Genomic DNA, 13,276 nt, shown 5'->3' with positions numbered 1-13,276 from the left:
ATTTAAAACAAAAATTTAAATTGAATTTACTAAAATGATTGGATATAATATTTGATGTTCGTAAGCAGATTCGATTGAATACCCATGCTGTGAAGAGTAACAGCATCTAGACAAGTGTAGATCAGTGGTATAGTTATTCAAGGAAAAGAGGTGAATCAAGACCTGAATTATTGTTTATACGTGTTTAATATTTTTTAGAAGGAGTATCAAATGAAGCATGAAAAAACCTTGGTGTCGAGGATTCTGCTGACAGTTGTTTTGCCTGTTGCTTTTATTTTTCTAGTAACCGTTGGCCTATCGCTGTATGTCCTGAGCCTGAACTTCGACCAGTATTCAACAATCCTGAACAGCATGATCCTAATCAATGCACTCGGATTGCTTGTCATTGTTGGCGTGATTTTACTAGGTTTTAAAAAAACCTCAAACCAAATAACTCAGCTATGTAAAATTGCCAATCGCATCGTTACAGGTGATGTCGATATAAACCATGAAGCAACACAGACCCACGACCAGCTGGGTCAATTAGGTTGCACCTTAACGGAAATCGCCGGAAATATTAAATCTCAGGCAGATATTGCAACCCGGATCGGTGATGGTGATCTTTCAGTCGCAATAACCCCAAAATCCGAAAAAGATCTGCTGGGGAACAGTTTGCAACGTATGCAAACCGCAATGGTAAATCTCGTCGATTATCTGGCGATGCTGCCTGAAAGCACCAAGCCAGGATTTGATTTGGATCAGAATCTCAAAGATGCTTTGGGTGGCGATTTCAAAAATGCGATCACCCGGACCCATCAGGCCATCGAAATACTGACCTATGAAAAAGACTTCTTCTCCGCAATCCTGGATGCGATGCCCTACCGTGTTTCTGTATTTGATAATGATTTGAAAATCACCTTTCTCAACAAAGCATTGGGTGATCTGATGAAAAAAAACGGCACCGCCGAACATCGGGAAGATATGTATGGCCGGGACTGCTCCGATTGTAATCTCGAGATCTGTAAAACTGAAAATTGTGGCGTTGCCGCATTCAAAAAAAGCGGCCGAATTGAATATCCTTTTGAATTCCGAGGGCGATTCTATCGAATGGATACAAACGCCATTCTAGATAAAGATGGGGCTACAATCGGCTATCTGGAAATCTCACACGATACAACACCAAGTGAAAGCGTCGCCCAGTACACCAAAAAAGAAGTGCGCCGTTTGGAGCAAAATCTGGAACGATTATCGCTCGGTAACCTGGATTTTGATATGGACATTCAGACACCCGATGACTATACACATGCCACCCACGAACAATTTATGGCCATCGAAAAGAACTTAATCTGTGTGAAAGAATCCATTGGCGATCTCATCACCGATGCCACCCAGCTGACCCGAGCCGCAATCCAGGGTGAGTTAGAGATCCGCGCCGATGAAACCCGTTTTAGTGGTTCCTGGCAAAAACTGATTAAGGGTATGAACGGAATCCTTGCGAAAATTTCAAAACCCATTAACGAAGTTGCGGCGGTATTGAATGACATGTCCGAAGGAAATTTAAACGCCACCGTAACTGGTACCTACAAAGGCAGTTTTGATGCCTTGAAAACCGCCGTCAACACCATGGGTAGCCGCTTCAGAACGGTAGTAACTGAAATTTCAGCTGTGACTGAAGAAATCGGCAACGGAAATTTGAGCATCAATGACATGCGTGTCTATCGAGGCGATTTCAATGCCATTTCTATTTCGCTTAATGCGATTATTAAACGATTAAACGAACTCCTCGGAGATATTAACAATGCTGCCGAACAAGTTAATACCGGTGCCAACCAGATTTCTGACAGTAGTCAGTCATTGGCTCAGGGCTCCACCGAGCAAGCCAGCTCGATTCAGGAGTTAACCGCATCCATCGCTGAAATCGCCGACCAGACGAAACACAATGCCGTTGATGCCAATAAGGCCCGATCATTGGCCGCTGACGTCATGGAAAACGCTGATAAGGGTACTAATCAAATGATCAGGATGCAGCAATCGATGGTCGACATGAACAAGTCCTCTGATGATATTTCTAAAATTATAAAAGTCATTGATGATATTGCCTTCCAAACCAATATTCTGGCGCTCAATGCGGCGGTTGAAGCGGCCCGGGCCGGACAACACGGCAAAGGTTTTGCCGTCGTCGCCGAAGAAGTCCGAACCTTGGCTGCCCGCAGTGCCGATGCCGCAAAAGAGACAACCGGACTGATCGAAGGGTCCATCCAAAAGGTTCAGGAAGGAACAAAAATTGCCGATGAAACAGCTGCAGCACTTGATGAAATTGTCAGTGGTATCGGTCAAGTTACCGATCTGATTGGCAATATTGCCACCGCCTCCAATGAACAGGCCACAGGCATTGCCCAAATCAACCTGGGAGTCGAACAAGTTGCCCAGGTTGTTCAGCAGAACTCAGCCACCGCCGAACAAAGTGCCGCTGCCAGTGAAGAATTATCCGGCCAATCGGTTTTATTAAAACAGATGATTAATCAATTTCAACTGAGATAATCCACAATAATTTGTCAATTACACTACCAACGCAGACCACCACATTAAGTGGTGGTTTTTGCGTTGGTATGTAATACCAATCAGATAATCTGTAAATCTCTTATTCTAATTAAGGTATCTTTCTTCAGATTGCCGTTCATTCTTGACTTTGTTATGAAAAATCGCTAGGATATACCTTAGACAAAGAATCCTCATTCGGAATCAATAGTCAACAAGGCCATCCCGCCGCCTATTTAGGAAGGTAACTTTATGGAAAAAGAAATCAGCCGCAGAGATCGAAAAAAACGCCAGGTACTCACTACGCTCGTCGACGTGACAATGAAACTGTTTATGGAAAAAGGATTTGCAGAAACAACCATCGCTGAAATTGCATCAGCTGCAGATATTGGTACAGGTACCTTCTATAATTATTTTCATTCGAAGGAAGATGTTCTGAGATATGTTTTGACAAAGAATCTGGATGAAACAAAGGACTCCCTGGAAGAGCTGAATCGCTCATCCATGAGTCCTCCGGAAAAAATTTCTCAAATTCTATTAACCATCGGTAAAATTTTTAAAGAAAATCAGCAGTTATTTAACTTATGCAATCGCCATCTTTCCCTGATGGGCCCCCCCCATGGAACTGAATTTAAAGATATCTTAGTAGCTATGATCCAGGAAGGGCGAATAAATGGCGACTTCAGAAATGATATTCCCATTGAAATGATCACTGAACTGTTTATGGGTTTAATCAAATCTGCCATTACCAGTCATACAAGAATTCCTTTTGAGGAAAACCTCAACTATAAATTGAAGCTGTTTATGGATGGGCTTTTAACAAAATAATGCTGCAATAAAACATGAGCTTGGACTCTCTTTATGCTCCTTACTTTAACTATGCTAATCTTTTTAACCCGGCCGCACCGAACAGCCGATTCACCAAATCACCGCCAATGCCGATGACGGTTTCCTCATGCGTGAAATCGGTGATTTTTTCATCAAAAAGAATGGTGGCTTGAGCTGGCAGTTCATCGTCACCATCCCAAAACAAAAAACGAATTGGCATACAAACAAAGGCCATGGCCTGAAATCCGGCGTCTGAATTTGGCAACCGTTCAAACCCCAGTTTTTCAGCAGCCTCAATCAATTGCGACACCTTGCCTTCAAAGGTTTTGGCAAAAGGAGTGAGGGTTGATTTTTTAAACGCCGGGCTAAACGGTGCTGCACCCCGGAGTTCATGAAGTGGAATAAAATTACCGGAATTTCTCGGTGCTTCTTTCGAGAAATGAAATAAGTGGTAGATTGCCGATTGGGTATAAAAATCCACTTCTTCTTCGGGTTTATCAATACGGCTGATGCTGGCATCGGTACGGTTAATTTCGTAGTCCACCCCAAAGTAACAGATTGGTAGATTATTCTGATTGTACCCAGGCAGACCCAGGGCTGCATAACGTTCTTCATAATCGAATGCCAGCGCCTTTTGTCGCCAATATTCACATACATTTTTGTAATTATCCTGCTCCATCTTCAGTCTCCTCTATTTTTATTCATGCTTGGCATTTGCAAAAGAAGCATGCGTTCTAACCGCTGCTTCGCAATTTTATTCTTTAATCAGCAATTTTATTGAATGCATTCATTTATGAATCTATTCATAAATATATTATCCTTATTTCTCTATTTTGTCAACAGTAATCCAAAAATCACTTAATTTATATCATCTCAAAAAACATTCTCTACCGCCGTCACTTGGATGTTCGTTCTTCATAATGTCATGCAACTGACATATCTTTTAACTATTGATTCAAAATTAAGCTTGTCAGATCGGACAAATGTCTGGAAAAATAAAAAAAACAACAAACTGATACAAAGTCTGCTGTTTTTTCTTTGGGTGAGGTGGATGTTATTACCCTATTAATTTAATCTGTGAACCTTGAAATAAAGTTGAAAAAAATTTAAATCTTTAACATTTGCTCCTACAACCTTTTCCATCAGGGAAAAATACCTTTAATTTCTTCGGCATAAATCAACCGTTTCAGGGCGATGATATAGGCCGCCATTCGCAATGAACACCGGGATTGCTGACTTTCTTCGAGAATTTCAATAAACGCAGCTGACATAATTTTCTCCAGGGTTTTATTGACTTGCTCCCGGTTCCAGGTCAGGATCTGAATATTCTGAACCCACTCAAAATAAGAAACGATCACCCCACCGCTGTTGGCAAAGATATCCGGCACCAGCACGATGCCCCGTTCTTCCAATAGCGCATCGGCGGCCACACTGGTGGGTCCGTTGGCGCCCTCAATGATATAGGAACATTGCAGTTTCTCGGCATTTTCAGCATTGATCTGGTTCTCCAGCGCCGCCGGAATCAGTACATCACATTTGCAGATCAGAACTTCTTCATGGGAAATATGACGAACCCCTTCTTTCTGATAGTCTTTTAACTGCTTACCTGTTTGCTCTAAAAACTCCGATATTTCGTCAGCATCCAAGCCGTTTTCGCAGTAAATTCCTCCCGAAACATCGCTTAATGCCACAATTTTGCTGCCCCGATGAAAAAGAATCCGGGCGGCATTGCCACCGACATTGCCCATCCCCGAAATCGCCACGGAGACATCCTCAAGCTTCTTGCCATCCCGCTCCAGAATCAGTTTGGTACTGATGGCGACGCCCCGGCCAGTGGCCGAATTACGTCCTTTGGAACCACCCAACTCCAACGGTTTGCCAGTGACCACTCCAGGGCATGGCTTGCCTTTTAGCATGCTGTAGGTATCGAGAATCCAGGCCATCGTTTGGGAATTGGTATTTACGTCTGGGGCTGGAATATCCATATCCGCACCAATTAGCGGTTCGATGGCAAATGCGTAGCGTCTGGTCAGTTTGCGGAGTTCCCGTTGAGAAAGCGTATTGGGATCAACCCGCACCCCACCTTTAGCCCCACCGTAGGGAATATTAACGACTGCACATTTTAACGACATCCAGGTGGCCAGGGCCTTGACTTCATTTAAGTTGCAGTCCTGATGAAAGCGGATCCCGCCTTTAAACGGCCCCCGGATATTGGAATGCTGAACCCGATAGCCTTCAAAAACCTGAACCGTTCCATCATCCATTTCCACCGGCAAATAGACCTTTGTTTCCCTTTGAGGGTTTTTAATGATATCAAACATATACTGATTCATCCCACCAATTTCCATTGCCTCTGTCATTACATCTACCACGTTCGAATAGGGATCATAGAATTCGCTCATACACTTGTCTCCTGCTTATAATTTGTTGCGGCACATCAACTGAAAACAATCATAAACTTAAACCAGTTGCATTGTCAATCAGTCATTATAAAACAATGATACCTAATTATTTTAAGTGTAACTACCTAATTAAAAAAATTATTTCCCTATTTTACTTAATTAAATTATGTTAAAATAATGTAAAGCAACAGCGATCATTTACGTTGAAAACTATTTTCATATATTTTTCAAATAATTCAGGAGACTAAACCAATGAAAAACAAACAACTGGACGCCATCGATCTACAGATATTAAATCTGCTCCAGAAAAACGGCCGGATCTCAATCAAAGAACTGGCCGCTCAGGTCTATCTTTCGTCGCCGGCGGTTTCTTCCCGGATTGAACAACTGGAAAAGAATAATTACATTAGCGGTTATCAGGCGATGGTAAATCCCATCAAAATGGGTTATCATATCAAAGCCTTTGTCAACCTGGAGGTTGAGCCGATCCGCAAAAAAGAGTTTTACCCCTACATCCAGGGCTGCAATAATGTCATTGAATGCAATTGCGTTACCGGCGATTATTCAATGCTGCTGGAAGTTCTTTTCCCCAGCACCAGCGAGTTGGATAGCTTCATCGGCGAACTGCAACGCTTCGGCCGAACCAAAACATTGATTGTCTTTTCAACATCGGTGGAACACCGGGGGATCGAATTTTCCCTGGAGTAGGCATTATCAAATTTTTAGTCGCCATTTGATCATCTGCCAGCAACCGATACCCATGGTTATCAAAAGACCTTTTAAATTTAATCTGTCTCACTTATTTAAGCAACATCTTATTGACCGCATTAATTAATGCCAGGGCACTGGCCTGCATCACATCCTGTTCGATGGCCTTCCCGGAAAACAATTGGTCCTCACAGCGAATCTGGGCGGTGACCTTGCCCAGACTCCCTTTGCCCCGACTGAGGCTGTTGATCCGGTAATCGATGAGTTCAATGGGCGCCCCGATGGCTTCCATAATCGCTCCATAAAGAGCATCGATGACACCGGAGCCGCTGCGGCTAATTACTACTTCCTGCTCACCTTTGGCCAGTGTCACTATTGCTACCGGTAAACCGCCAGTCACCTGCAACTGATAATCAAGCAGCTGCCATAATTCCGGGCTCGTACCACTGCTGGGAACGCCACTGTTTTTTAGCAGCGTCAGGACATCATTATCATAGATTTCTTTTTTGGCATCGGCCATCGTCAAAAACTGCTGGTAGATGGCTACCACTGAGGCCTCAGGAATATCAAAACCAAGACGCTTTGTGACGTGCATAAACGCATGTCGACCAGATCTGGCAGTGAGGACAATTTCCATTTCCGGTGCCCCGATGGTTCCTGGATCCATAATCTCATAAACATCTTTGGATTTGAGCAGCCCATCCTGATGAATCCCCGAGGAGTGGGCAAAGGCATTTTCTCCGGTGATGGCCTTGTTCACCTGAATATCCAACCCCATGGTGGCACTGACCATCCGTGATGTTTCATAGATTTTTTTGGAGTCCACCGTGGTGTGTCCACCATAATAAGCCGGGTGAAGCGAAATTCCCATGACCACTTCTTCCAGTGCGGTATTTCCAGCCCGCTCACCGATCCCATTGATGGTACATTCCACCTTATCCGCCCCGTTTTTAACCGCTGCCAGGGTATTGGCGGTAGCCAGACCAGTGTCATTATGACAATGAACACTGAGCATCACCCTGGGATCGAGATTTTTAAGCCGATCATTAATGCGGTAGATCAGCTTGCCAAATTCCTCGGGAATGGCAAACCCCACCGTATCCGGCACATTAATGATAGTGGCTCCAGCCTTCACCACCGCTTCAATGGTTTGCCAGAGATACTCAAACTCCGAGCGGCTGGCATCTTCCAGCGAGTACTGAACCTGAGGCAGCAGGCTACTGGCATACTTAACTGCACCAACCCCCATCTCGATAACTTGCTCCGGCGTTTTTCTAAATTTCTTGGCGACGTGAACACCCGATGAACCCAAAACAATATGAATCAACGGATTCTCGGCCTCCCGAATGCTCTCATAAATACAGTCAATATCCGCCTGTACTGCCCGGCCCAAAGCGGCAATCCAGACGTCCTGGCCGATTTTGCGGCTGATCGCCCGAACCGCTTCAAAATCCCCCTGAGATGACGACGGGAAGCCCACCTCCATCATATCGACCTTCATTTTGGCAATCTGCTGGGCCACCTCCAACTTTTCGGTCAGATTCAATTTGGCCCCCGGCACCTGCTCACCATCTCTTAAAGTGGTGTCAAAAACATAAATTTTTCGTGACATACTCTTTCTCCTTTTATGAATTTGGGTAAAAAAAGCTCCCTGACATCTCAATCAGAGACGAAAGGGAGCTTTCCGCGGTACCACTCTTATTCACACAGAAGCCTGTATGCACTTTATCGATACCCTTTACTGCCCCTGAAGATTCTCTTTTGTCTAAAAAATTAGTGTATAAAAAAACGCCTGTCTCAAACGAGACAGACGAAAAATCTGCTATACCACTCTTTTATACCATAGTCTTCAATACGGGTTTAATAAAACCGATATCCATCCCCTGTAACGGTGGGCTTCCGTCTTAACCTACTTTCGCCGACTGTATCAGCACTGTTTCAGCAAGCAACTCCGAGGTGAGTTCATCGTCTTCTGATTTCCGCTTCACACCACCCAGCAGATCTCTGTAAATCATCCAACAACTACTATTCCGCATCAACGTCTTTTTGATATTTTATTTATCATAAACGATTCAAACCTGTTTGTCAATCCAATAAAACAGAAAAGCAGCTGTTTTATAAACAGCTGCCAATGATAGTGAAGTGAAAAAAGATGTCGAAACTTTTCTCACTTCCAAATTATAAAGTGTTAAACTTAACTTTCTCTGTAATTTTACAGTTATTTAAGCAAATGTTAAAAAAAGATGAAAGATAGTGCTGTTAATTTCCAAAAATGCCCAGTCGTCTGACATTATTATCATCCCTTCAATACTTGGCTTAAATCGAATTATCTGCTTGTCTGTTTTTCGAGATTGATACGGCCAGAATTAGCGAAAAATCTCCCGGGCCATTTTCTTCGCTGTGGGGGTATCGGCCAGTCCGCCTTCTGCCGTTTCTTTGAGCGTTTTCGGCATCGCATCCCCAATGGCTTTCATAGCAGCAATCACCTCATCCACCGGGATGACACTTTCAATACCCGCCAGAGCCATTTCTGCAGCAATCAGGGCATTGGCCGCCCCGCTGGCATTGCGCTTGACACAGGGGACTTCGACCAGCCCGGCCACCGGATCACAGACCAGCCCCAGTACGCTTTTCAGAGCAATGGCACAGGCATGGGCACTCATTTGCGGAGTACCACCCATCAGCTCAACCGCTGCTGCTGCTGCCATCGCCGCGGCACTACCGCATTCTGCCTGACAACCGCCTTCCGCCCCGGATATGCTGGCTTTCTTGGCAATTACCATACCGAGTCCTGCGGCGGTAAAAAGACTCATCACTACCTGCGCTTCTGTTAAATCGTACGCTTCTTTCAAGGTCAGCAAAACGGCCGGAATGATCCCGCAGGAACCAGCGGTAGGGGCTGCCACAATTCGTCCCATACAGGCATTCACTTCAGCAATGGCCAGAGCCTTGGCCAGGGTTTCGCTGAGTACCATCCCGCCGAGGGACTGGCCGGCATGAATGGCTTGTTTCATTTTAAGCGCATCCCCGCCACTCAAACCACTGGCTGACTTACTCCCGCTGTTTAAGCCTTTACTTGCGGCTTCGGCCATCACCTGCAGGCTTTTATTCATTTCTTCGATCAGGTCTTGCTGGGATCTTTCCATCTGCAGCGCCTGATCGGCCAGAACCAACGCCGAAATACATTTTCCTTTTTTTGTCGCCTTGTCTGCCAGTTCCTGTACAAAATCATAACTTATCATCTTCGCTCCTAATAGATTGGTTTGATTAAAACCGCCTTTTTTACAGAGTTCACTGCTTCAATTAAACTGACCAGTTCTTCATTAACGGCCTGGTCGGTTTCAATCACCATCATTGCTTCACCGCCTCGTTGGGAACGATACATGTTCATCTCGGCAATGTTGATCCCCTGATCAGCCAGCAAATTGGTCACTGCCGCGATCATTCCCGGCGTATCATGATGGGGTACCAGCAAGGTGTAATATTCGCCGTTAAATTTTACATTGATCTCATTGATCCGGTTGACCATAATTCGGCCACCACCCACCGATGATCCCTGGACAATGGTTTTTTTGCCCTGCGAATCAGTCGCCATAATCAAAGCCGTATTGGGATGAAACGCTTTGTTGCTGGATTTTTTAAATTTAAACGCCATACCCAGCTCCCGGGCCAGCGCCAGACTGTCTTTGATGCGTTCATCATCCGGCGCCATCCCCAATAACCCGGCAATAATTGCCTTATCGGTTCCGTGACCCTTATAGGTTTGGGCAAACGAACCAAAGAGCTCTATCGTCACCGTCGCTGGCTGCCCACCGGACACCGCCCGGGCGATTTTTCCGATCCGCACCGCCCCGGCCGTATGGGAACTGGAGGGGCCCACCATAATTGGTCCAATAATGTCAAATACATTCATCCCAACCTCACTCTTTCGGCATCAGCCAGACTTTTACTCACCACTCTACAACGGTGCCATCGATTTTTCTGATATTTTCTTACCCAGAATAGTCCTCTTTAAGCATCCGCCTTCTGACTGAATGTAAGAACTGGTTTACGTACTGCTTTTACCTCATCCAACCGCCCGACAATGGTATCATGCGGTGCCGATTTAACTACTTCCGGATTTTCTTGCGCTTCCCGGGCAATCTGTTTCATCGCCGCAATAAAAGCATCCAGGGTTTCTTTGCTTTCGGTTTCAGTTGGTTCAATCATCAGTGCTTCTTTGACAATCAACGGAAAATAGATCGTCGGTGGATGATAGCCAAAATCAATCAGACGCTTGGCAATATCAAGTGCCGACACCCCGGCTTTTGCCTGCTTTTGAGCTGAAAAAACAACTTCATGCATACAGGTTTTTCCGAATGGCAATTCATAATCCTCACAAAGTCCAGCACGGATATAGTTAGCATTTAGCACCGCCATTTCTGAAGCTTCCCGTAGTCCCTTTGCCCCTAATGAACGGATGTAGGCAAACGCTTTAACGACCACTAAAAAATTACCATAGAACGATTTAACCCGGCCAATTGACAGCGGCCGATCACCATCAAGATAATAGCCGTTGGTGCCGCTTTCCACTACCGGCCCTGGCAGAAAGGGAACCAATTCTTTTTTCACTCCCACCGGGCCTGAACCCGGGCCGCCACCGCCATGAGGTGTGCTAAAGGTTTTGTGGAGATTGAGATGTACCACATCAAAGCCCATGTCACCCGGGCGGGTTTTGCCCATGATGGCGTTCATATTGGCACCGTCATAATAGAGCAGCCCCCCCGCCTGATGGACGATCTTCGCTATTTCGACAATATTTTCTTCAAACAAGCCCAGAGTACTGGGATTCGTCAGCATCAGTCCGGCAATTTCATCACTCATCACCGCCTGCAGTGCTTCAAGATCAACCCCACCAGCCTGATTGGACTTCACCTCGATCACATCAAAGCCCACGACCGCCGCTGAGGCCGGATTGGTGCCATGTGATGAATCTGGTACAACAATTTTTCGTCGCTTTGTATCACCTCGGTGCTGATGATAGGCTTTAATAATCATCAGTCCCGCCATTTCGCCATGGGCGCCAGCCGCCGGTTGCAGCGATACCCGTTCCATTCCGGTAATCTCTGCCAGCATTCGATCAGTTTGATAAAGCACTTCCAGACAGCCTTGAACAGTCTGCTCGGGCTGATAGGGGTGAACCCCGGTAAAACCACGGTACTGAGCCACCGCTTCATTAACTTTGGGGTTATATTTCATGGTACAGGAGCCCAGGGGATAAAAACCCGAATCAACCCCGTGATTCATTTGCGAAAGGGCCGTAAAGTGGCGGATTGTATCGATCTCGCTAACCTCCGGTAAGGCTGCTTCCTCAGTACGTAAAAACACTTCGGGGATCATGGTGTCAATGGATGTCTCGGGAACATCACACATTGGCAGAATATCAGCTTTTCTTCCCGACACCGACTTTTCAAAAATAAGCGCTTCTTGTTTAATCACAATGCTTCACCACCTTTTCTACCAGCTGATCAATTTCCTGACGGGTTCGTTTTTCAGTGACCGCGAGTAACCAGCCATACTCAAACTCCGGATAGGCCTTTTTTAATTCATAACCGCCGATGATTCCATCTCCCAGCAGGGCTTTGTTTAAGCCTTCCGGTGCGGTCGTGCCGATAACTGCAAACTCTTTAAAGAACGGGGCCGTAAAGGCCGGGGTAAATTTCCCAGTGGCAATCAGCCTGTCATGAAGGTAGTGGGCTTTGCGAAGGCATAGGGTAGCCACCTCTTTTAACCCTGCCTTACCCAGCAACGTCAGATAAATCGTTGCTGCCAGGGCATTCAGGGCCTGATTCGAGCAGATATTGGACGTCGCCTTATCCCGCCGGATATGCTGTTCTCTGGTCTGAAGGGTTAAAACAAAGGCTCGTTTGCCGTCATGGTCAGTGGTTTGTCCAACCACCCGACCGGGCAATTTTCGCATCAGAGCCTTGTTTGTTGCCATAAAACCCAGTCCCGGCCCGCCGAAACTGATTGGATTCCCCAAGCACTGACCATCTCCAACCACGATATCGGCCCCCAATTCGCCGGGAGATCGAAGGATTGCCAATGACAATGGATCGACAGAGGCAATAAACAACGCTTTTTGTTGATGGGCAAGGTCCGCCACCCGGCTCAACTCTTCAATAACGCCAAAAAAGTTCGGACTTTGCACAATCACCGCAGCAGTCTGCGCGCTGCATGAGGCTTCTAGCTCGTTTAAATCGATGGTACCATTTTGAAAACCAATTTCTCTCACCCGCACGTTTTTAAAGTGGGCATAGGTTTGCACCACCTGGCGGTGCTCGGGAGAAACGGTGCTGGCAATCAGCACTTCGTTCCGACCCGTCTGACTGACAGCCATTGCCACCGCTTCGGCCAGTGCCGTTGCGCCATCATACATTGACGCATTGGCAATCTCCATTCCGGTCAGTTCACAGATCATCGATTGAAACTCAAAGATTGCCTGCAAGGTACCCTGACTGATTTCCGGCTGATAGGGTGTGTAAGCCGTGTAGAATTCCTGTCGGGAGGTCAGACTGCCAACAACACTGGGAATAAAATGATCATACACCCCGGCTCCCAAAAAACAAGCGTAGCTGTCCAGATCGGTATTTTTTTGTGCCAGCTCCCGCATCAATGTGATCAGTTCCATTTCTGACAAAGCTTCTGGCAACGCCAGTTCCCGGTTTAGCCGGACTGCCCCGGGGATGTCCGCAAAAAGTGCATCCCGGGAGGTCAGACCCAGTTTTTTTAGCATCGCCTGTTGTTCTTCCCCGGTTGTTGATAAATAAGATGCCATCGGT

General features: G+C 46.0%; 10 protein-coding genes and 1 other annotated feature. Of the genes, 3 read left to right on the top strand and 7 right to left on the bottom strand.

Features of this window, described 5'->3' with window-relative positions:
• The first annotated feature begins 210 nt into the window (after positions 1 to 210).
• Together Q7P33_RS12635 and Q7P33_RS12630 are read left to right on the top strand one after the other, a co-directional pair.
• On the top strand, positions 211 to 2,520 hold the full coding sequence (locus Q7P33_RS12635; protein WP_303870811.1) for a methyl-accepting chemotaxis protein: 2,310 nt from the start codon (positions 211 to 213) through the stop codon (positions 2,518 to 2,520).
• Positions 2,521 to 2,769: 249 nt separating this feature from the next.
• A complete protein-coding gene (locus Q7P33_RS12630) occupies positions 2,770 to 3,345 on the top strand; it encodes a TetR/AcrR family transcriptional regulator (protein WP_303870809.1) in 576 nt (191 codons plus the stop codon).
• A gap of 49 nt (positions 3,346 to 3,394) precedes the next feature.
• Here Q7P33_RS12630 and Q7P33_RS12625 read toward each other — a convergent pair whose 3' ends face one another.
• Both Q7P33_RS12625 and Q7P33_RS12620 read right to left on the bottom strand, forming a co-directional pair.
• Positions 3,395 to 4,024: a DUF3786 domain-containing protein gene (locus Q7P33_RS12625; protein ID WP_303870807.1), complete on the bottom strand. Its 630-nt coding sequence runs from the start codon at positions 4,022 to 4,024 to the stop codon at positions 3,395 to 3,397.
• Between the two features lie 463 nt (positions 4,025 to 4,487).
• Positions 4,488 to 5,747 (bottom strand): Glu/Leu/Phe/Val dehydrogenase, encoded by a 1,260-nt coding sequence (locus Q7P33_RS12620; protein ID WP_303870806.1) that lies wholly within the window; start codon positions 5,745 to 5,747, stop codon positions 4,488 to 4,490.
• Between the two features lie 267 nt (positions 5,748 to 6,014).
• On the opposite strand from Q7P33_RS12620, the gene Q7P33_RS12615 reads away from it, so the two are divergent.
• Positions 6,015 to 6,455, top strand: coding sequence for an Lrp/AsnC family transcriptional regulator (locus Q7P33_RS12615; protein ID WP_369693306.1), 441 nt, complete (start codon positions 6,015 to 6,017; stop codon positions 6,453 to 6,455).
• 91 nt (positions 6,456 to 6,546) lie between these two features.
• On the opposite strand, the gene Q7P33_RS12610 is transcribed toward Q7P33_RS12615, so the two are convergent.
• The 5 genes from Q7P33_RS12610 to gcvPA form a co-directional block, all read right to left on the bottom strand.
• The gene (locus Q7P33_RS12610; RefSeq protein WP_303870804.1) at positions 6,547 to 8,067 is read right to left on the bottom strand and encodes a 2-isopropylmalate synthase; all 1,521 of its coding nucleotides are present in this window, start codon (positions 8,065 to 8,067) and stop codon (positions 6,547 to 6,549) included.
• A gap of 50 nt (positions 8,068 to 8,117) precedes the next feature.
• Positions 8,118 to 8,503 (bottom strand) — a binding site (T-box leader).
• 318 nt (positions 8,504 to 8,821) lie between these two features.
• Positions 8,822 to 9,697: an L-serine ammonia-lyase, iron-sulfur-dependent, subunit alpha gene (sdaAA, locus tag Q7P33_RS12605; protein ID WP_303870803.1), complete on the bottom strand. Its 876-nt coding sequence runs from the start codon at positions 9,695 to 9,697 to the stop codon at positions 8,822 to 8,824.
• An 8-nt stretch (positions 9,698 to 9,705) separates the two neighbouring features.
• Positions 9,706 to 10,368: an L-serine ammonia-lyase, iron-sulfur-dependent subunit beta gene (sdaAB, locus tag Q7P33_RS12600; RefSeq protein WP_303870801.1), complete on the bottom strand. Its 663-nt coding sequence runs from the start codon at positions 10,366 to 10,368 to the stop codon at positions 9,706 to 9,708.
• Positions 10,369 to 10,466: 98 nt separating this feature from the next.
• Positions 10,467 to 11,933 carry an aminomethyl-transferring glycine dehydrogenase subunit GcvPB gene (gene gcvPB, locus Q7P33_RS12595; protein WP_303870799.1) on the bottom strand — a complete coding sequence of 489 codons (1,467 nt, stop codon included), beginning with the start codon at positions 11,931 to 11,933 and terminating at the stop codon, positions 10,467 to 10,469.
• Positions 11,926 to 13,272: an aminomethyl-transferring glycine dehydrogenase subunit GcvPA gene (gene gcvPA, locus Q7P33_RS12590; protein WP_303870797.1), complete on the bottom strand. Its 1,347-nt coding sequence runs from the start codon at positions 13,270 to 13,272 to the stop codon at positions 11,926 to 11,928. Before gcvPA ends, gcvPB begins: the two co-directional genes overlap by 8 nt.
• Positions 13,273 to 13,276: the final 4 nt, after the last annotated feature.

It is taken from the genome of Acetobacterium wieringae (genome assembly GCF_026646375.1).
In the GTDB taxonomy this organism is placed as follows: Bacteria; Bacillota; Clostridia; order Eubacteriales; family Eubacteriaceae; genus Acetobacterium; species Acetobacterium wieringae_A.
The sequence above is the reverse complement of the archived record's forward strand: the minus strand, read 5'-3'. Positions and strand labels throughout refer to the sequence as shown.